This window comes from Microbacterium sp. CBA3102 (assembly GCF_007954505.1).
In the GTDB taxonomy this organism is placed as follows: Bacteria; Actinomycetota; Actinomycetes; order Actinomycetales; family Microbacteriaceae; genus Microbacterium; species Microbacterium aurugineum.
Map to the genome: position 1 here is coordinate 287,515 of NZ_CP042412.1, position 19,047 is coordinate 306,561.

The 19,047-nt window shown below is 67.8% G+C and carries 21 protein-coding genes; 10 read left to right on the forward strand and 11 right to left on the reverse strand.

Annotated elements, in window-relative coordinates:
- Positions 1 to 53: 53 nt before the first annotated feature.
- From FGL91_RS01520 to FGL91_RS01530, 3 genes are all read left to right on the forward strand, one after another.
- Positions 54 to 842: an endo alpha-1,4 polygalactosaminidase gene (locus FGL91_RS01520; RefSeq protein ID WP_416202655.1), complete on the forward strand. Its 789-nt coding sequence runs from the start codon at positions 54 to 56 to the stop codon at positions 840 to 842.
- 90 nt (positions 843 to 932) lie between these two features.
- Positions 933 to 1,973, forward strand: coding sequence for an iron-containing redox enzyme family protein (locus tag FGL91_RS01525; protein WP_134352165.1), 1,041 nt, complete (start codon positions 933 to 935; stop codon positions 1,971 to 1,973).
- Positions 1,970 to 2,176, forward strand: a complete 207-nt coding sequence (locus FGL91_RS01530; protein ID WP_131492316.1) for a CDGSH iron-sulfur domain-containing protein — start codon at positions 1,970 to 1,972, stop codon at positions 2,174 to 2,176. Before FGL91_RS01525 ends, FGL91_RS01530 begins: the two co-directional genes overlap by 4 nt.
- 46 nt (positions 2,177 to 2,222) lie before the next feature.
- On the opposite strand, the gene FGL91_RS01535 is transcribed toward FGL91_RS01530, so the two are convergent.
- From FGL91_RS01535 to FGL91_RS01555, 5 genes are all read right to left on the reverse strand, one after another.
- Positions 2,223 to 3,617: a flavin monoamine oxidase family protein gene (locus FGL91_RS01535; protein ID WP_153242879.1), complete on the reverse strand. Its 1,395-nt coding sequence runs from the start codon at positions 3,615 to 3,617 to the stop codon at positions 2,223 to 2,225.
- Positions 3,618 to 3,703: 86 nt separating this feature from the next.
- Positions 3,704 to 4,516 (reverse strand): ABC transporter permease, encoded by an 813-nt coding sequence (locus FGL91_RS01540; RefSeq protein WP_131492314.1) that lies wholly within the window; start codon positions 4,514 to 4,516, stop codon positions 3,704 to 3,706.
- 5 nt (positions 4,517 to 4,521) lie between these two features.
- Positions 4,522 to 5,349, reverse strand: coding sequence for an ABC transporter permease (locus FGL91_RS01545; RefSeq protein ID WP_131492313.1), 828 nt, complete (start codon positions 5,347 to 5,349; stop codon positions 4,522 to 4,524).
- Positions 5,350 to 5,425: 76 nt separating this feature from the next.
- Positions 5,426 to 6,607, reverse strand: coding sequence for an extracellular solute-binding protein (locus tag FGL91_RS01550; protein ID WP_153242880.1), 1,182 nt, complete (start codon positions 6,605 to 6,607; stop codon positions 5,426 to 5,428).
- 60 nt (positions 6,608 to 6,667) lie between these two features.
- A complete protein-coding gene (locus FGL91_RS01555; protein WP_153242881.1) occupies positions 6,668 to 7,735 on the reverse strand; it encodes an ABC transporter ATP-binding protein in 1,068 nt (355 codons plus the stop codon).
- A gap of 117 nt (positions 7,736 to 7,852) precedes the next feature.
- Here FGL91_RS01555 and FGL91_RS01560 point away from each other — a divergent pair, with 117 nt between their 5' ends.
- Genes FGL91_RS01560 through FGL91_RS01575 form a run of 4 tightly spaced genes read left to right on the forward strand, consistent with a single transcriptional unit; the run spans position 7,853 to position 10,966 of the window.
- Positions 7,853 to 8,656, forward strand: coding sequence for a FadR/GntR family transcriptional regulator (locus tag FGL91_RS01560; RefSeq protein ID WP_131492310.1), 804 nt, complete (start codon positions 7,853 to 7,855; stop codon positions 8,654 to 8,656).
- 35 nt (positions 8,657 to 8,691) lie between these two features.
- Positions 8,692 to 9,432: a cache domain-containing protein gene (locus FGL91_RS01565; RefSeq protein WP_227991800.1), complete on the forward strand. Its 741-nt coding sequence runs from the start codon at positions 8,692 to 8,694 to the stop codon at positions 9,430 to 9,432.
- 32 nt (positions 9,433 to 9,464) lie between these two features.
- Positions 9,465 to 10,250, forward strand: a complete 786-nt coding sequence (locus FGL91_RS01570) for a DNA/RNA non-specific endonuclease (RefSeq protein ID WP_153242882.1) — start codon at positions 9,465 to 9,467, stop codon at positions 10,248 to 10,250.
- Between the two features lie 32 nt (positions 10,251 to 10,282).
- The gene (locus FGL91_RS01575) at positions 10,283 to 10,966 is read left to right on the forward strand and encodes a helix-turn-helix transcriptional regulator (RefSeq protein ID WP_153242883.1); all 684 of its coding nucleotides are present in this window, start codon (positions 10,283 to 10,285) and stop codon (positions 10,964 to 10,966) included.
- On the opposite strand, the gene FGL91_RS01580 is transcribed toward FGL91_RS01575, so the two are convergent.
- From FGL91_RS01580 to FGL91_RS01590, 3 genes are all read right to left on the reverse strand, one after another.
- The gene (locus tag FGL91_RS01580; protein WP_047524445.1) at positions 10,942 to 11,340 is read right to left on the reverse strand and encodes a VOC family protein; all 399 of its coding nucleotides are present in this window, start codon (positions 11,338 to 11,340) and stop codon (positions 10,942 to 10,944) included. The two genes, FGL91_RS01575 and FGL91_RS01580, sit on opposite strands and share 25 nt — an antisense overlap.
- A gap of 71 nt (positions 11,341 to 11,411) precedes the next feature.
- Entirely contained in the window at positions 11,412 to 12,500 is a 1,089-nt protein-coding gene (locus FGL91_RS01585) for an alkene reductase (RefSeq protein ID WP_153242884.1), read from the reverse strand.
- Positions 12,501 to 12,537: 37 nt separating this feature from the next.
- Positions 12,538 to 13,035 carry a MarR family winged helix-turn-helix transcriptional regulator gene (locus FGL91_RS01590; protein ID WP_153242885.1) on the reverse strand — a complete coding sequence of 166 codons (498 nt, stop codon included), beginning with the start codon at positions 13,033 to 13,035 and terminating at the stop codon, positions 12,538 to 12,540.
- 53 nt (positions 13,036 to 13,088) lie between these two features.
- Between FGL91_RS01590 and FGL91_RS01595 the strand changes: the two genes are divergently transcribed.
- The gene (locus FGL91_RS01595; protein WP_153242886.1) at positions 13,089 to 13,244 is read left to right on the forward strand and encodes a hypothetical protein; all 156 of its coding nucleotides are present in this window, start codon (positions 13,089 to 13,091) and stop codon (positions 13,242 to 13,244) included.
- Positions 13,245 to 13,800: 556 nt separating this feature from the next.
- Here FGL91_RS01595 and FGL91_RS01600 read toward each other — a convergent pair.
- Both FGL91_RS01600 and FGL91_RS01605 read right to left on the reverse strand, forming a co-directional pair.
- The gene (locus FGL91_RS01600) at positions 13,801 to 14,256 is read right to left on the reverse strand and encodes a MarR family winged helix-turn-helix transcriptional regulator (protein WP_047524442.1); all 456 of its coding nucleotides are present in this window, start codon (positions 14,254 to 14,256) and stop codon (positions 13,801 to 13,803) included.
- Between the two features lies 1 nt (position 14,257).
- Positions 14,258 to 15,970 (reverse strand): MDR family MFS transporter, encoded by a 1,713-nt coding sequence (locus FGL91_RS01605; protein WP_153242887.1) that lies wholly within the window; start codon positions 15,968 to 15,970, stop codon positions 14,258 to 14,260.
- 106 nt (positions 15,971 to 16,076) lie between these two features.
- On the opposite strand from FGL91_RS01605, the gene FGL91_RS01610 reads away from it, so the two are divergent.
- The gene (locus tag FGL91_RS01610; RefSeq protein WP_131492304.1) at positions 16,077 to 16,832 is read left to right on the forward strand and encodes a class I SAM-dependent methyltransferase; all 756 of its coding nucleotides are present in this window, start codon (positions 16,077 to 16,079) and stop codon (positions 16,830 to 16,832) included.
- A 43-nt stretch (positions 16,833 to 16,875) separates the two neighbouring features.
- On the opposite strand, the gene trpS is transcribed toward FGL91_RS01610, so the two are convergent.
- A complete protein-coding gene (gene trpS / locus FGL91_RS01615) occupies positions 16,876 to 17,919 on the reverse strand; it encodes a tryptophan--tRNA ligase (RefSeq protein WP_131492303.1) in 1,044 nt (347 codons plus the stop codon).
- A gap of 236 nt (positions 17,920 to 18,155) precedes the next feature.
- Between trpS and FGL91_RS01620 the strand changes: the two genes are divergently transcribed.
- Entirely contained in the window at positions 18,156 to 19,046 is an 891-nt protein-coding gene (locus FGL91_RS01620; RefSeq protein ID WP_227991802.1) for an alpha/beta fold hydrolase, read from the forward strand.
- Position 19,047 lies beyond the last annotated feature (1 nt).

The window sequence follows — 19,047 nt, forward strand, 5'->3', positions numbered from 1 at the left end:
GCCCGCGCAGACCCGACGGTCGGACGCGCCGGGGCGCGCCGCTCTCCGCCCTCGTGGCACTGGTGCTCACGCTCGGAGGGTGTGCAGCTGCTCCGGCGACGCCCCAGTCCGAGCGCGCCCCTGCGCTCCCGCCGGCCGGCGCTGTTCCGGACTATCAGCTCGGTGGTGCCTATGATCCCGCGCCGGAAGTCGGCATCGTGGGGCGCGACCGTGGTGCCGATCCCGCACCGGGCGTCTACTCGATCTGCTACGTCAACGGTTTCCAGACCCAACCGGCTGAGCTCGGTTCCTGGCCCGACGATCTCCTGCTGCGGCACGACGGCGAGGTCGTGTTCGATCCGGATTGGCCGGATGAGGCCCTGCCCGACACGGCGAGCGCCGAGCGCCGCGAGCGGATCGCCGACACCGTGACCGCGTGGATCGAGGGCTGCGCCGAGTCGGGTTTCGATGCCGTGGAGTTCGACAACCTCGACTCGTACTCGCGGTCGGACGGCGCGCTCTCGCTCGAGGACAACCTCGCGCTGGCGACCCTCTACGTCGAGGCCGCCCACGCGGCGGGGCTCGCTGCCGGACAGAAGAACGCCGCGGAAGACGCATCCACACTGCACGAGCAAGCGGGCTTCGACTTCGCGGTCACCGAGGAATGCGCGGTGTACCGGGAGTGCGGCGTGTACACCGCGGTCTACGGAGAACACGTCATCGACATCGAGTACACGGATGAACTCCCCCGCCCGTTCATCGAGATGTGCGCAGACAGCGACGCGCCCTCCTCGATGGTCCTCCGCGACCGTGATCTCGTCACGCCCGGTGACGACGGGTACGCGTTCGAGACCTGCCCTTAGGGAGGCGTCGGAGCCGCCGCGTCAAGTCCCTGTACCTGTCAGGGGTTTGCGCACAGGATGCTCCTGTCCCCATCGTCAGGAGCCCGACCTATGACCGCATCCACCCTCGTCGCCCCCACCGCCCTCGCCTTCCGCGATCGAGGCCCGCTGAGCCGCGCAGTCATCGCACATCTCACGGAGGGCACCGCGTCCGACCACACCGCACTCGCCGCCGACGCCGTGGCAGCGAGCACCGACGTCGTGCGCGACGACGACATCCAGCTCGCGCTGTTCGTCCTCTACGCCTCCGCCTACGGATCGCTGCCGCAGCTGGACGCCGACCTCGAGTGGGACCCCGCGCTCCTGCGGACCAGACAGGTCCTCGAGGCGGCGTTCGAGAGGTCACTGCGCGCGCGCATTCCGACGCCCGACCTGCCGGACCCGACCGTGGATGCCGTCGGCCGCGCCCTCTTCGCCCTCGCCGAGGCCGACACCGGGCCGAGCCTCTCGCGCTACTTCGTGAAGAAGGCGACCGAGGAGCAGGCGCGGGAGATGCTCATCCAACGTTCGGCCTACACGCTGCGCGAGGCCGACCCGCACTCGTGGGCGATCCCGCGGCTGGACGGTCGCGCCAAGGCCGCGCTGGTCGAGATCCAGTCCGACGAGTACGGAGGCGGGCGTCCACAGCGTGTGCACGCCGCGCTCTTCGCGCGTGCGATGACGGCCGCGGGTCTCGACGCGACCTATGGCGCGTACATCGACGATCTGCCCGCGCTCACCCTCGCCTCGCTGAACATGATGTCGCTGTTCGGCCTCAACCGCCGCCTGGTGGGAGCGATCGTCGGACACCTGGCGGCCTACGAGATGACCTCCTCCATCCCCTGCCGCCTGTACGCCGACGGCTTGCGTCGTCTGGGCTTCGACGCCGCGGTCACCGCGTACTTCGACGAGCATGTGGAAGCGGATGCGGTGCACGAGCAGATCGCCGCCCGTGATCTCGCGGGAAGCCTCGCCGAAGATCATCCGGAGTTGCTCCCCGACATCATGTTCGGGGCCGCCGCCTGCCTGACGGTGGACGGCTGGGGTGGCACCGCCACTCTGGAGGCGTGGACGGCGGGGGCCTCCGCGCTCCGGCAGCGGGCGGGCGTATGAGCGCCGCACGGGAGCCTGTGACGATCACGCCGTACCCCGATGGCCCGCTGCTGGTGCGGGGCGACATCGAGGTGCTGACCGTCGAGGGGGATCCGATCGCGCCGCACCGCCGGACGGTCGCCCTTTGCCGCTGCGGCCTCTCCGCCCTCAAGCCCTTCTGCGACGGCACGCACAAGGTGGCCGGCTTCCGCACCGACGACTGACCCGGGGGGAGGGTGTCGACTCCGCTCCCCCCGGTCAGCTCAGGCGTCACGAGGAAGCGACGAGAACCGCTTGAGCTGCCTCGAGCCCACTGGAGTGCGCACTCGCGACGGAGCTTTTGATCGCACCAGCCCAGAACAGGGTGTCCTTCGCGGGCCGATAGATCGTCTCCTGGTCGCGCTCACCCGTCGCATACGCGCCGAGAGCGAACTCATCGTTGCGCCAGTCGTAGTTCGAGGCACCCACACAGTTCAGCCCTTGATCTCCGGCAAGCTTGCGGACGCCGGCGAGCGCGGCGTCGTATCGCTCCTGCTCCGAGAGCGCGAGCAGTTCCCGTGCGCGGTCACCGGTGTCCCACGCCACGATGAGCTGTCCGTTGTAGCCGGGCATCCCGGTGGACTCGTCCCAGAATTGGCAGGGCCCCTCATCGTGCTGGTTCACCATGTCGAAGTCTTGCGGCCGCACTGGGTGATCGAATTCGAGGATGGTCTTGTAGGCGACCGTCTGCTTCACCGCGTCGATGGCCGCCATCCGGTCGTCTTCGAGAGGCGGTGAGAACGTGATCGACCGCGCCTGCAGCACGCCGATGGGAACGGTGACGACGCAGGCGTCGGCCTCGAAAGCCTCCTCCCCCGCCTGAACGCTCACTCCGGATCCCGAGTAGTCGATCGTCTCGATCGGCGTCTCGAGACGCACGTCCACTCCCTTTCCCACGGCGTTCAGCACGTCGACGTACGGGCCGAGCAGCTTGTAGTCGCCCGCATAGTCGTCGGGCTCGATCACGCCGGTCTTCGAGACGGTGAGACAGGTGGCCAGGGTGTCGACCACACCCGAAGCCGGGTACACAGCGAACTGCTCCGTGTCGACCTGGATTCCCAGAAGCGCCAGGGGGTAATTGCTCGAAGCGATGCCGAGGCGCTCCAGGTACTGCAACGCTGACTCCTTCTCCCCCGGCTGCGGCAGCGGGAGCGGGAGCCCCGGCGCCCCCTCCGGGAACGCATAGAAATCCGGAGAGTCCCATCCGACCCACGGCGTGCTGGGGCTGTAGCGAGAGAAGGTGTTCTCGAACTTTCTGGCCTTGATCCCGAGCTGTTGCGCCCATGCCCAGGTCTCTGTGTCGGGGCCGCCATGACAGAGGGAAGCACCGCGCTCATGCGGGATGGACAGGAGCGTGCGGTCGGTCCACATCCGTCCGCCCACGCGATCTCGCGCTTCGAGCACGATGACCTTCTTGCCCGCGTCGACGAGTTGCCGTGCCGCCGCCATTCCCGCGGATCCCGCACCGATGACGATGACGTCGTAATGTCCTCCGCTACTCCCTGCCGACGGCGACGGTGCCGTCTCATCCGGGCCGCAGCCGACGAGCATGATCGCTCCCGCACCGAGCATTCCGCCCAGCAGTGCACGTCGCGAGAACACGACGTCGCCCATGCGCTTTTCCATCAACGAACTCCTTTGATCGTAGAAACCACCTGTCGTCCCCAGATGTCACGCGCGCCGGGTTCGGCGTCGCCCCCTCGTGCACTGCATCAGTTGCGCTCGTCGACCTCCTTCCCCAGCCGCTGTGAGATCCACACCGGGATGAAGGACGCGACGATGACGACCGTCGCGACGACGTTGACGACGTTGGCCTCGTTGGGTCTCGCCATCTGGTTCATGATCCACAGCGGCAGGGTGTCGACGCCCGGCGGAGCCGTGAAGATCGTGACGTACACCTCGTCGAAGCTGAGCGCGAAGGCGAGGATCGCTCCGGCGATCAGCGCACTGCGGAACTGCGGGAGGGTCACCAGCAGGAAGGTCTGCCACGGGCTCGCACCGAGGTCCTTCGAGGCCTCTTCGATGCCGGGGTTCATTCGTCGCAGCCGGGCGAGCACGTTGTTGAACACCATGACGATGCAGAAGGTGCCGTGCGCGATGATCATGCCGTAGAAGCCGACCTGGATGCCGATCGGCTCGAGGATCTGGTTGTACGTGTTGTTGAGGGCGACGCCGGTGACGATGCCCGGCAACGCGATCGGCAGCACCACCAGGAGGTTCACGGCGCGCTGTCCGAAGAACGAATACCTCTGGAGGGCGAAGGCCACGAGCGTGCCGAGGATCACGGCGATCACGGTTGCGCCGGAAGCGACCAGCACGGAGTTCAGGAGCGCCGCGCGCACCGGTTCGCTGGTGAACGCCTTGCCCCACCACTCGAGCGAGAACCCGCTCACGGGCCAGCTCACGATGCGCGCGGCGTTGAACGAGTTGAGCACCACGAGCGCGAGCGGGATGTACATGAAGGCGAGGACGACCGCGACGATGACGCCGAGCACGACCTTCGAGGTGCGGGACAGTCTCAGCATGCGACTCACATCCTTTCGAGAGCACCGGTGCGCTGCACGCTCACCAGATAGATGACGACGAACGCGATGGGGACCAGCGAGTACGCGGCCGCCAGCGGCGGGTTCAGGTTGATGTTCGACGCGATCACGCTGCCGATCATCTGCGTGTCGCCGCCGACGAAGCGGGCGACCAGATAGTCGCCGAGGCTCAGGGAGAACGTGAAGACGGAGCCGGCGATGAGGGCCGGCTTGATGATCGGCAGGACCACCGATGCGATCGTTCGCCATGATCCGGCACCGAGGTCGGCGGACGCATCGAAGAGGTTGGGCGGCACCTGGCGGATCGCGGTGTACACCGGGACCGCCATGTACGGCAGCCACAGGTAGGTCAGGGTGAGCACGACGGTGAGCACGCTGAACCCCGGACCGGAGATCCCGAACGGTGCCAGCAACCAATTCGCGAACCCCTGCTCGGTGAAGGTGATGCGCATCGCGAGCACCTTCACCAGGTACCCGGCCCACAGCGGCAGGGTGATCGACACGGCCAGGAGCGCCCGCAGCCACGGCGACGCGATCTTGGCCATGAAGATGCCGAGAGGCACCGAGATGAGGATGGCGAGCACCGTCACCGCGAGCGCGATGCCCAGCGTCCGCATCGATGTCGACAGGTAGGCGGGATTGACGAGGAGCTGCTCGAAGTTGCGCAGCGTGAACCCCGGCTTCACCTTCGAGGTGAAGGGGTCGGTGATCCAGAACGCGGTCACCAGGAGCATGACCAGCGAGAAGATGTAGATCCCGATGAGCCAGGTCATCGGAAGGGCCAGGAGCCCGGCGATCCGGAGGCGGCGCTTCATGTCGATCCCGTTCGTGGTTGCGGAAGATGCGGGCGGATGAGGGGATGGGCCTGCCGACCCACCCCCTCGAGGCGGCTCAGCCCTTGACCGAGAGCCAGGCGTCCGTCCACTGCTGGAAGTTGGTGCAGGTGACGTCGGTGCGACCGTCGATGCACTGTTCGATCGGCGTCGTCCAGAACCAGACGTTCTTGAAGTACTCCTCGTCCGTCGCGTTGAAGTACTCGCAGTGCGCCTTCGCCTCCTCGCTGGTGTCGCAGAAGGCGGCGTTGGCCGGCGCCATGCCGAAGTTCATCGCGATCGCGCCGTTCACCTCCGGGGAAGACGAGTAGTCCATCCATGCGTACGCGCAGTTCGGGTTCTTCGATTCTGTGGCCAGCATCCAGGCGTCCGACCAGCCGGTCGAGCCCTCTTCGGGCAGCACGCTCTGGAACCTGTCATCCTCCGTGAGCTTGCGCAGCACCTCCCACGACGTGCCGAGCACGGTGGTCCCGCCCGCGAAGGACGTGATCTGCGCCGCGGGGTCGGACCAGTACTCGGAGACGATCTCGTTCTGCTGCTTGAGCAGGTCGATCGCCGCCTCCAGTTGTTCCTCGTCGAGCGCGTACGGGTTCGTGATGCCGAGGTCGGGCTCGTGCGCCATCAGGTACACCGCGGCGTCGGCGATGTAGATCGGAGCATCGTAGGCGATGACCTTGCCCGCATACGGGCTGTCCTTCTCCCAGGCGACGTCCCAGCTGGTCGGCTCCTCGGTGACGATCTCGCTGTTGTACTGCAGGATGTTCGCGCCTCGACCGATCGGGATGCCGTACGACTTGCCGTTGATCGTGTCGTAGATCTGGCCCTTCATGCCCTCGACGATGTCGTCGCCGAAGTTCGGGATGAGCTCCAGGTTGAGCGGCTGCACGTCGCCGCCGGCGATCAGACGCAGGCTCGCATCCCCCGAAGCGGAGACCAGGTCGTAGTCGCCGGTGCGCATGAGCTGGACCATCTCGTCGCTGGTACCGGCGACACGACGGTTCACCACACAACCGGTCTCGCTCGTGAAGGCGTCGCTCCACGCCGGCTCGACGAATCCACTCCAGGCGACGATGTTCACCTCTCCCTCGTAGTCGCCGAGGGCTTCCTGCATGGCGATGTCGGGAACGTCGATCTGGAGTTCGCCGGAGCCTTCGGTGGCCTCACCTCCGGTGGTACAGCCGGACAGGGCGAGGACGGCGGCGGCTGCCATCGCCGTGGTGGCCAGGATCTTCTTACGCATGGATCGCTCCTTCGTGATCAGTGCTGCAGGTGTGCATCGGGTGTTCGGTTGTTGCGTTCTTCAGGGAAGCCGAGCCGCCTGGTCGGGAGACCAGACGACACGGACGTGGTGACCGCGGGCGAGGTCGTCGGCGGCGGAGTGCCGGGCATTGGGACGTTCGGCGGTGACGTCCATCCCCGCGTCAGTCGCGATCAGGTAGCGGGTGGCCGGGCCGGTGTAGACGATCTCGGTGATCGTGCCGTCGAGGAAGACCTCCCCCGGGGAGAGCGCCACATCGCGGCCCGTGAGCCGCATGCGCTCCGGTCGCACGCTCATCGTCCGCCGGTCGCCGGTGAGGGCCTCGGCGAGTTCCCCGCCGATGAGGTTCGAGAGGCCGAGGAAGCGCGCGACGAACTCCGTCTCCGGTCGCTCATAGACATCTCGAGGGGCACCCACCTGTTCGACACGGCCGCCGTTGAACACCGCGACCCGGTCGCTCAACGTGAGCGCCTCCTCCTGATCGTGGGTGACGAAGATGAAGGTGATTCCGACTTCGCGCTGGATCTGCTTGAGTTCGATCTGCATCTGCTCGCGGAGCTGCTTGTCGAGCGCGCCGAGCGGCTCGTCGAGCAGCAGCACCTGCGGGCGCAGGATCAGCGCTCGGGCCAGGGCGATGCGTTGACGCTGGCCGCCCGAGAGCTGGTGGGGCAGTCGGTCGGCGACATGGTCGAGGCGAACCTGTTCGAGGGAGGTGTGCACCCGGGCGGCCCGGGCGGCCTTGCCTTCGCCGCGCACGCGGAGCCCGTAGCCGACGTTGTCGGCGATGGTCAGGTGCGGGAAGAGCGCGTAGTCCTGGAAGACCGTGTTCACCGGGCGCGAATGCGGTGGCGTACGCGTGACGTCCACCCCGGAAAGGAGGATGCTGCCCGCGGTGACGTCTTCGAAGCCGGCGATCATGCGCAGCACCGTGGTCTTGCCGGAGCCGGAGGGGCCCAGCATCGACAGGAACTCCCCCGACGCGACCTCGAGGTCGAGGTCGCGGACGGCGGTGAACTCGCCGAAGGACTTGGTGACGCCGCTCAGAGTCACCCTCCCGTCCGGGCGTGTGCCCTCGGGTGTTGTGGGTGCTGCGGGTGCCGTGGCGATCATCTCGCGCTCCTCAGATCGTCGTCGAACTCGGAAGATTCACCAAAACATATAAACCCATAGGTAATATGTCAACAGGAACTTCTTGGGTATCGTGATCGCGGAAGGGAGAATCGCAGGATGGGATCGAGCTCGACGACGCACCCGACGCACGCCTCTGCGGAGCTCTCCCCCGGACTCGACACAGAGACGGAGCATGCGCAGCCGCATCGACTCCAGGGGGCGTTGTTCCAGCCGATCGGCGACGAAGGCAGGGCGGAACTCGTCGAGCGTCGCCTGGTCGATGCGATCACGCGGGGGCACCTCCGCGCCGGCGAGAGACTCCCATCGGAAGCAGACCTGAGCAAGAGCCTCGGGGTCGCCCCGGTGACGGTACGTGAAGCACTCCTCGCCCTCCGGGGCCGCGGCCTCGTCGTCACCCGCCGCGGGCGAAACGGAGGCAGCTTCGTCGCCGCGCACGCCGATCCGCTCACCTTCGCCAGAGAGGCCGTGCGCCGCACGTCGCGCCTAGCACTGCGAGACCTCGGTGCCCACTACGCCGCCATCACCGGAGCATGCGTCCGACTCGCGGCGAGGCGCGCCGATCCCAGCGAAACACAGCGGGTGCGTCGCCGGCTGGAGCGGATCGAAGACCTCGACCCCGAAGCACAGCGCCGCCTCCTCGACGACGTGCAGATCGAGATCGTCGCGTTGAGCCAGTCGGCGCGACTCACCCGCGAGCAGATGAAGCTGCAGGCGGAGCTCTCCCCCTTTCTGCGCCTCGTCGCCTACGAGACCGAGAACCTCCGACGGCAGGCCGCTCACCTCGCCGCCGTGATCGACGCCGTGGAGGCCGGAGACCCCGATGCCGCCGGGGCGAGAACCGAGCTCATGGCGGCGGAGACCATCGATGCCCTGATCCGGCTCCAGGCCACCACCGGCTAGAACACAGCCCCCATCGACGTGCACAGGAGGACGCGATGATGAACACAGCAACCGACACCGCCATCCAGGCCGCAGCGGCGATCGTGGAGGACTACTTCACGGCGCCCGTGCGCACGCTCCTCGACTGGGTGGATCCGTTCGCCGCCCAGGTCACCGAGGCGAGAGCGACCGGCCCGCTCACCCGCTCGAAGATCGACACGCTCGTGGAACCCCACGCCCTGACGACCCTTGCCCTGCAGGAGAGACCCGTCTATGGAGCAGGATTCATCGCGGCGATCGACCTCCTCACCGACGCGCACAGTCACCTCGCCTGGTGGCAGGGCGAGGATCGGAGACAGCTCGTTCTCGCCTCCCAGTCGCTGAACAAGGAGAACATCGACTACAGCGCGCTGGAGTGGTTCCGGGTGCCGATGGCCACCGGAGAGCCGCACGTCGCGGGCCCCTACGTCGACTACCTGTGCAGCGACGAATACACGATCACGATCGCGGTCCCCGCCGAGGTGGACGGCGCGCGCATCGGAGTCGCCGGACTCGACCTGCTGGTGTCGGCCGTCGAACAGGACCTCACTCCGCGTTTCGCCGCACTCGGATGCGAGGTGACCTTGACGAACGGCGTCGGTCGGGTCGTGGTATCGACCGATCCTCGATGGGCCACGGGAGACTCCGTGCGCGGCAGCGGTCTCGCCGCTCTTCCGCGCGTCGGCTGCGAGGGAGTTGCGCTCGACGTGATCGTCGAGCCCGGTGACGAAAGAGGTAGTGCCCTTCGATCCGGATAGCCCTCGTCGGAGGCCCCGTGCACGATAGGAGCATGACTGACGGCTACGACCCGGACTTCCTCGGCACGCCACTGCCACTTCCGCGCCCCGCGCAACCGAGCCGTGAACTTCCCTACCCGCGCTTCACCGTGCTGCTCGACCCCGCACGCAGACTGGCTGCAGTGACGGCGGTCAACATCGACGGTGCCCGGCTCCGGGAACTCCCCCGCACGGGCGAGTGGCGGCTCGATCCCCGCATCCCCGCCAATGAGCAGACGGGGCCGGCGGTCTACGCGCGCAACGATCTCGATCGCGGCCATTTGGTGCGGCGGCGCGACCCGGGCTGGGGCGAACTCTCCGAGGCGAGGTCGGCGGCGGAGGCGACCTTCTTCTATCCCAACGCCGCACCCCAGGCGGCGGCGTTCAACCAGTCCAAGGAGCTCTGGCTCGGCCTCGAGGATCACGTGCTCGCCTACGCCGAGACCACAGACCAGCGCGTGTCGGTCTTCACCGCGCCGATCCTCGCCGACGATGACCCGCCCTACCGGGGTGTCCGGATCCCGCGCCGCTTCTGGAAGATCGCCGCCTGGCGCAGCGGAGACGAGCTCACTGCGGCCGGCTTCGTGCTCGATCAGTCCGCGCTGGTCGACACCCGTGAGACGACACTCGTCGTCCCACCATTGGCGGCGTTCCGCACGTTCCAGGTGCCCATCTCCGACATCGCCACCCTGACCGGGCTCGACCTCGGGCCACTACTCGCCTCCGACGTGCTCACGCAGCCGGGAGCACGGGAGACCGGATGGCGAGCCCTCGACACGGCCGGTGACATCGTGCTCTGACCACCGCCGTCCGCGCCTGAGACAATGACGGGGTGTTCTCCGAGTCGCGCCTGCCCCACGGAGCTGCACTGTGGCGTTCTCGTGGCAGCGTGGGTGGCGGGCCCATCCCCGCAGACGGCTGCGTCGACCTGATCCTGCGGGACGGTTGCATCTCCGTCGCCGGGCCCTCCACGCGGTGGATCACGGCCGGCGGCGACGGGGCCGGCGACTCGTTCGGCTTCCGCCTCCCTCCCGGACGCGCCGGGCACCTGCTCGGCCTCGACCTCGCGGAGATCGCCGACCAGCTCGTTCCTCTCGAAGCCGTCGCCTCTCGGGGGCATGCCCGACGACTGCGCGCGGCGATGGTGCCGTTCGCCGACGGCGCGCGCTCGACGGGCGCGGTGTCCTCACTCGCGGGAGACGCGGCGGAATCGAGCCGCTGGTCCGCCGACGTGTATCGTTTCGCGGCGACCGGCGAGTCGGCGGCCCGCGCAGCCGCGGCGCACGGGACCTCGGAGCGCTCCTTCCGGAGGAGGATGCTGTCGACGTTCGGCTACGGGTACGCCACCCTGATGCGCCTCGAACGTTCCCGCCGTGCGCAGGCGCTGCTGCGGCGAGGAGCCCCCCTCGTCACCGCTGCCGCGGAGGCCGGTTTCGCCGACCAGCCTCATCTCTCGCGCGAGTTCCGACGGCTGGTCGGCGTCAGTCCGGGTCAGTTCGCGGCAAGCTCCGCATAGAGGTCGACCGAGTTCCCGTCAGGATCGAGCAGCGTGGCGTAGCGCTGACCCCAATGTGCGTCCCACGGCTCGACGTGCGCCGTGTGCCCTGCGCTCACGAGAGCAGCGAAAGCCGCGTCGACCCCCGCTGCCGACCCCTTGTCGAAGGCGAGGGCGATGCGGTGCCCACCGGTCGCCGGCACGAACCCGGGGTCGAAACCACGGATCGTCTCGATCGTGTCCCAGGCCAGGACCACGCCGTCGTCGAGCTTGGCGTCTACGTGCGGGGCATCGTCCTGCCCCGCCGCGATGTCGACGCCCAGGGCGCGGTAGAAGGCGAGCGAGGCCGCCATGTCGTGGGTCACGATGCCAATGAAGCCGAGTCTCAATGTCATGGACCCCACGCTACGGCCGGCCCACCGACCTGGTCGTGAACAGAACGGCCACCCTCCCACGGATGAGCAGGTCAGGCTCCGACGCGCACCGACTCCAGCGACGGGTAGTCGGTGTATCCCTCCGCGGTCCGGCCGTAGAACAGCGCGGGGCGGGGTTCGTTGAGCTCGGAGTCCTGACGCCAGCGCTCGATCAGGTCGGGGTTGGCGATCACCGGACGCCCGGCAGCGACCGCATCGGCGATGCCGTCGGCGACGAGTGCCTCTGCGGCTTCCCGCGTGGTCTCGATCGCGAAGCCGGTGTTGACGATCAGCGGGGCGCCCGCCGTGCGGCGGATGTGCTGCACGAGCTCGCCGGCAGGATCGGCGTTGAGCACGTCGATGAAGGCGAGGCCGAGCGGCGCGAGCCCGTCGGCGACGGTCGTGTAGGTCGCGTGCACGTCGGCGTCGTCCTCTTCCAGCACTCCCTGGATGTTGTGCTGCGGCGAGAGACGGATGCCGGTGCGATCGGCTCCGACGGCGGCAGCGACGGCCGACACGACCTCGATCGCGAAGCGTGCCCGGTTCTCGGGAGACCCGCCGTACACGTCGTCGCGGACGTTCGACACGGGCGAGAGGAACTCGTGCACCAGGTAGCCGTTGGCACCGTGCACCTCGACGCCGTCGAAGCCGGCGGCGATCGCGTTACGTGCGGCCTGAGCGAACTGCTCGACGACCTCGGGGATCTCCTCCAGCGTGAGGGCGTGGGCGATGGGCAGGTCGGCCTTGCCTTCGGGCGTGTGGGTCTGTCCCGGTGCGGCGAGCGCGCTCGGAGCGACGACCCGGGGCTCCCCCGAGATCGCGGGGTGACCCACACGACCGCCGTGCATGAGCTGCATCACGATCGTTCCTCCCTCGGCGTGGACCGCCGCGGTGATCGACTTCCACGCCTCGATCTGTGCGGGCGTGACGATGCCCGGCTGTCCGGAGTAGGACTTGCCTTCAAGAGCCGGCCAGACACCTTCGGAGATGATCAGTCCCTGTCCTGCGCGCTGCCGGTAGTACTCCGCCATCGTCGCGGTCGGCACACCGTCGTCATCGGCACGCGTGCGGGTGAGCGGCGCCATGACGACGCGATTGGTCAGCGGGAGGGCGCCGAAGCGGGCGGGTTCGTAGAGATTCACAGTGGGAGGTAAGGCCCGGAGCGCTCCCCGTATTCCCTCAGTTCCCGCCGAGCGCCGCGAGCAGGTCGGCGAAGTGGTCGAGGTCGGCTGCCGTCCACCTGCGCAGCCGCTCCCCGATGCGCCCCTCGTACTGCGACCGCGCGAGCGCGACCCGCTCCTGGGCGAGGTCGGTGGCCACGAGGACGCGCGCCCGGCCGTCCTCCGGGTCCGGGATGCTCTCGACGAGTCCCAGCTGTTCGAGCTGGCGCACCTGGCGGCTCACGGCCGACTTGTCGGTCTGCAGGCGTTCGATGATCGCCCCGGCCGAGGTCGCCTTGCCCGTCGCGATGGAGGTGAGCACCTGGTAGCCGAGGGGCTGCAGGTCGGGGTGCACGGTGGCCGCGGCCTCACGCCAGCTCACGCGGATCCGTGCGAAGAGACGCCCGAGTTCCTGTTCGACCCGGGTGATGGCGTGATCGATCTCCGCATCCCCCAGCAGTTCCGCGTCGGCGTCGGATTCGGGGGTCTCGGCGGGGGCGTCGGAGGAGGCGCTCATGCTCGCCAGTGTACGGCGAAGGGGGTGGCCAGCTGCTGCGCTACTGTCCCACCATGAGCATTGCTCGTCACCTGCGCCGCAGCATCGCAGCAGCGGCCACCGCCGCTGTCACGGCGCTCGCGCGCACCGCGGGCTCGCCCAGTTCCCCATCACCGGATGAAGACCCTGCGGACGATGGGCCTGCCGCACCGGTACGTGACGGTCTGTAGTCACGCCATGAGGGCGACGTCGGTGCCGGTTGAGGACGTTCGAGGGGCGGAGCGGCCCGGAGGTCAGTGCTACATTCCGTTCATGAGGGTGTGGATTGTGCACTTGGAAGATACTCCTGGCTTCATCGGTGTTTTCGATGTCGAAGATGACGCGTACGAATTCCAGGACAAATACGCGGCTGATAGCGGACTCCCAGTTCTGCTTACGCCTGTTGCGGTGCCCTATCGGGCCACGGGACTAGATGCGGCTCTCTATTCGGAGTAAACACGACAGAGCGCGCAACACGCGTCAAGCGGTGCGTGCGATCACCCTGGATACGCAAGAACGAGCGGCATGGTGTAGCTCGTGAGCCGGGGTGAGGTCCCCTACTGATGGGTTCGCCGCACCAACGCAGCCAGAATCCGATCCTTCACAAGGTGAAGCTCGCCACGGGCATATCGGATCTGGATGTGACCGTCGATGTCGGATACGGGCCGCGAGCCCCCGCCACGGACTGCACGAGAACGCCAGTGTACGGCGAAGCCCCGCTGTCGATCATGACAGCGGGGCTTCGTCTCACACTTCTGCGAGCAGCCGGAAGACCTTGGACGCGGCGCGGATCTCCTCGGGGGTGAGCTCATCGATCACGGCTTGGAGGCGGGAGCCGTACTCGCGGCGGACCTCCGCGAGCGCCGCACCCGCACCGGCCGTGACCGTCAGCACCCGGAGTCGTCCGTCGCGCTCATCCGGTCGTGACTCCAGAAGCGCCAGCTCCTCCAGCATCCGCACCTGGCGACTGATGACCGACTTGTCCATCTCGAACCGGTCTGCGAGCTCGTGGGCATTGGCCGTGCCCGCTCGATCGATGAACGTCAGCAGCTTGTAGCCGGCGACCTGCAACTCGGGGTGGACCCGAGCGGCAGATTCCTTCCACAGCGACCTGGTCCGCGCGAAGATGAGGTTCAGATGCGCTTGCAGGTCGCCGAGCGCACTGTCGACATCCGTCGAGGCGACCGCTCCCGGGGACGACATGTCAGCGCTCCTGGTCCCGATCTTCGCGTTCGAGCACTCCCACCGAACCGGTCTTCGGAGTCGCGGACTCCCTACCGTCGATCCGGATGGCTCCGGTCGAGAGCGAGGCGCCGACCTCGGCCTCGGAGACCTCGATCACCGACTCCTCCGCCTGCTCGAGCATCTGCTCCGCGGCGTTCTTCGTCGACAGCGGCTTGTTCTTGATGAACGCGATGGCGATGATGGCGATCACGGCGAGCGGAATCGCGACGATGAAGGCATCGGCGATGCCGTGACCGTAGGCGCTCTCGACGATCGAGCGGATCGTGTCCGGCAGCTGCCCGACCTTCGGGACGTCACCCGAGGCGAGGTGCTTCAAGGCGTCGACCTCTTCTTGCGAGGTCGGCGTGAAGCCGGCGAGCCCGTCCGTGACGTACGTGCCGACGCTGGTGGACAGGAGCGAGCCCATCACGGTCACGCCGATGGTGCCCGCGATCGTGCGGAAGAAGTTCACGTTCGACGAGGCGGCCCCCAGCTGCTGCGGGGCGGTGTCGTTCTGCACGATGAGCGTGAGGTTCTGCATGACCATGCCGAGTCCGGCACCGAGGACGAACATGTACACGGCGACCAGCGGGAACGGGGTGTCGTAGCGCAGCGTGGACATCAGGCTGACGCCCACGGTCGCCAGGACCGAACCGGTCAGCATCCACCCCTTCCACTTGCCGAACCGGCTCACGAGCTGGCCGATGATGATCGACGCGCCCATCTGACCGATGATCATCGGGATGGTCATGAGACCCGACTCGGTGGGCGTGGCGCCCCGAGCGAGCTGGAAGTACTGCGCGAGGAACACCGAGGTGGCGAACATCGAGACGCCGATCGCGATCGACGCGACGACCGACAGCGTGAAGGTGCGATTGCGGAACAGCGACATCGGCACGATCGGTTCCTTGACGAAGAACTCGACCGTGATGAATGCGGCGATGGCGACGCCGGCCGTGACGGCGAGCATGATGCTGGTCGAGGAGTCCCAGTCGAACTGGTTGCCGCCCATCGAGACCCAGATGAGCAGGGTCGAGACACCGACCGCGAGCAGCACGATGCCGAAGTAGTCGATCGACACCTTCGAGTCGCGCTGCGGCTTGGGCAGGTGCAGGGTGAACTGCAGCAGCACGAGGGCCAGGATCGCGAAGGGCACGCCGACGAAGAAGTTGGAGCGCCAGCCCCACACGTCGGTGAGGAGTCCGCCGAGCAGCGGGCCGCCGATGGTGCCGAGGGCCATGATGCCACCGACGACGCCCATGTACTTGCCGCGCTCACGCGGGGAGATGATGAGAGCCACCGCGATCATGACCAGCGACATCAGGCCGCCGACACCGATTCCCTGGACGACGCGGACGGCGATGAGCATGTTCGTGTCGGTCGAGAAGCCGGCGATCACGGTGCCGACGGTGAAGAGGATGAGGGAGATCTGGACGAGCACCTTGCGGTCGACCAGGTCGGCCAGCTTGCCCCAGATCGGGGTCGAGACCGCGGTCGCCAGCAGGCTCGCCGTGATCACCCAGGTGTACTGCGACTGCGTGCCGCCGAGGTCGGCGATGATGACCGGCATCGAGGTCGACACGACCGTGCCGGAGAGCACGGCGACGAACATGCCGACGACGAGCCCGGAGATCGCGGTGAAGACTTCGCGTGCCGAGCGTGTCTCGGATACTGCGGATGGGGTGTGTGCCAAGGGGAAATGCTCCTGCGTAGAAAGTTGATCGAGGTCAACCATACGCCTTTAGTTGCCAAAGTGCAACTAAAGGCGCCGGTGGGGTGGTCGCTGAGAGAATCGATCCATGACCGATTCCTTCGAGGCACTGATCGAAGCCGGAAGGACCGCCGACGTGACCGGATGGGACTTCGGCTGGCTGGACGGAAGAGCCACCGAGGAGAGACCTCCGTGGGGCTACGCCCGCCTCCTGTCCGAGCGCCTCGGCGGTGCGTCCGCGTCGCTCGACATCCAGACCGGCGGCGGGGAGGTTCTCGCCGAGGCCACGGCCTTCCCGCCCGCCGCCGTGGCGACCGAGTCCTGGCCACCGAACGTGCGTCGCGCGACGCGGCTCCTGCATCCCCGTGGTGTGGTGGTCGTCGCGGACCCCGACGAGCCGCCGCTACCGTTCGGCGATGAAGCCTTCGACCTCGTCACCAGCAGGCACCCGGCGACGATCTGGTGGTCGGAGATCGCACGGGTGCTGACGCCGGGCGGAACCTACTTCGCACAGCACGTGGGGCCAGCGAGCGCGTTCGAGCTGATCGAGTTCTTCCTGGGCCCCCAGCCGGAAGCGCGCCGCGGACGCCACCCCGACGATGAAGCCGACGCCGCGCGGGCTGCGGGGCTCGAGGTCATCGATCTGCGAACCGCGAGGCTTCGCATCGAGATCCACGACGTCGCCGCGGCGGTCTACCTGCTCCGCAAGGTGATCTGGTGGGTGCCCGGGTTCACGGTCGAGAACAGTCTCGACCGGCTCCGTGACCTGCACGACAGGATCCAGGCCGACGGACCGTTCGTCGCGCATTCGACCCGTCACCTGATCGAGGCCCGACGCCCGTAGCGGCGCCCCGGCGCTCGGGGCTCGGGGCTCGCGACTCGACGCCTCAGCAGTACACGGTCCCCATCGCCTCGCGCACCTCGTCCAACGTCGTTTCCGCCTCCGCATTCGCACGCTCGTTCCCGCGGCGCAGGACCGAGCGCACCAGCTCGCCGTCTGCCGCAAGACTCCGCCGACGCTCACGCATCGGCGCCAGGAAGTCGTTCACCGCCGCGGCGGTCACGGTCTTCAGCGCGTTGCTTCCCGCGTCACCGACGTCGTCCGCGAGCTCGGCGGGCGTGACATCCAGGCATAAGGCAGCCGTCGTCAGCAGTGCGGAGACACCGGGACGCGCTTCGGGATCGAACGTGATCCGCCGTTCCTGATCCGTCCGGGTTCGGCGGATCGCCGCAACGGTCTCCTCCGGTGTCATCGAGAGGGAGATCGCGTTGCCGTAGCTCTTCGACATCTTCCGTCCGTCCAACCCCGGCACCTCCGGTGTCGCCGTGACGAGCGCATCCGGCACAGGGAAGAGCTCGCCGTAGCGCTCGTTGAACCGTCGGGCGATCACCCGGGTCATCTCGACGTGCGGCAGGTTGTCCTTCCCGACCGGAACGAGGTTGCCCTTGCAGAAGAGGATGTCGGCCGCCTGGTGCACCGGATACGTCAGCAGCAGACCGCTCAACGCGCGGCCGGACGCCGCGTACTCCGACTTGACCGTCGGGTTCCTGTGCAGTTCCGCCTCTGTGACGAGACTGAGGAACGGCAGCAGCAGCTGATTCAGAGCAGGGATCGAGGAGTGCGTGAAGATCGTGGTGCGCTCCGGGTCGATTCCGGCGGCGAGGTAGTCGAGCACGGCACCGTGGACGTTCTCACGGACGTTGTCCGTCGTATCGCGGTCGGTGATGACCTGGTAGTCGGCGAGCACGAGAAATGTCTCGACTCCGGCTTGTTGCAGCCGGACGCGCTCCCGTATCGTCCCGAAGTAGTGGCCCAGGTGCAGCGGTCCGGTCGGCCGCTCCCCCGTGAGCACTCGGAACCGCTCCGGGTGTCGGTCCACGGCGGCCGCGACCTCCGCCGAGCGCTGCGCCGTTGCAATGAAGGACTCCATCGGTCTTTCTCCCATCGATAGGGAGCCACACGGAGTCCTCGCGTGCTGCCACGAGCTGCCGTGCAGCCCGTGAACACACTTCAACCGGCCGCTAGTGCAGCCACCACCATGCCGAGCGGTTGAAGTTCATGGAGTCGATGCTAGCGCGCAGCCTCGTCGTTCGGTCGATCCGCGGCCCGCGCATCTCCCGGCGCGCGCTCCGCCCGCGCACCGGAGCGCGGGAGTACCGTGTCAGCGTGTCGACGGATTCGCGAAGTGAGCGGGCAGCCGGATCCGCCGCCGCGCTCGATGCCGCGATCGGTGACATCGATTGGACGATTCCGCCCGTCGGCTCAGTGAGGTCGTGGTTCTCGGCGCCGAGCGGTGAGCTGGCCGTCGTGTCGCTCGGTGATCCGACGCACCCTCGTGCGGTCCTGGTGCCGGGTGCGACGGGATCCAAAGAGGATTTCGCGCTGATGCTGCCACTTCTGGCACAGGCCGGATACTTCGTGCAGTCCTTCGACCTTGCCGGCCAGTACGAATCGCATGCCGCCGGCGCGGACCGGGCCTACACGTACGACCTGTTCATCGACGACCTCGTCGCGTTCCTCGAAGCAGGCGCCCCGGCCCATCTGCTGGGCTATTCGTTCGCGGGCACGATCGCGCAGTCCGTGGCGATCCGCCGCCCTGAGCTCGTCCTCTCGCTCGCCCTTCTCACGACTCCCCCGGGCGCCGGCAACGTCTTCGCCACCATGAAGTGGTTGGGTCCGATCGCCCCGATCGCGAGCCCGCGGCGCGGCGCCGGCCTGATGATCTGGGGCATCGTGACGAACAAGAACCGCGTGCCACCCCGGCGGCTCGAGTTCGTGCGCTCCCGGTTCGCCCTCACACGGAGGCGCAGCGTCGACGAGATCATCGGGCTGATGATGGCGACGCCCGACCTGCGCAGCAGCGTGCGCGCACTCCCGGTGCCCAAACTCGTCGTCGCCGGCGCGCACGACCTGTGGCCGCTGGCCGCCCACCAGAGGTTCGCCCGCGACATCGATGCGGATTTCCGTGCTTATGCGACAGGGCACAGCCCGAGCGAGACCACTCCGCACCAGCTGACGGCGGATCTACTCGACCTGTACGCTCGCGCCCGCGGCTGAC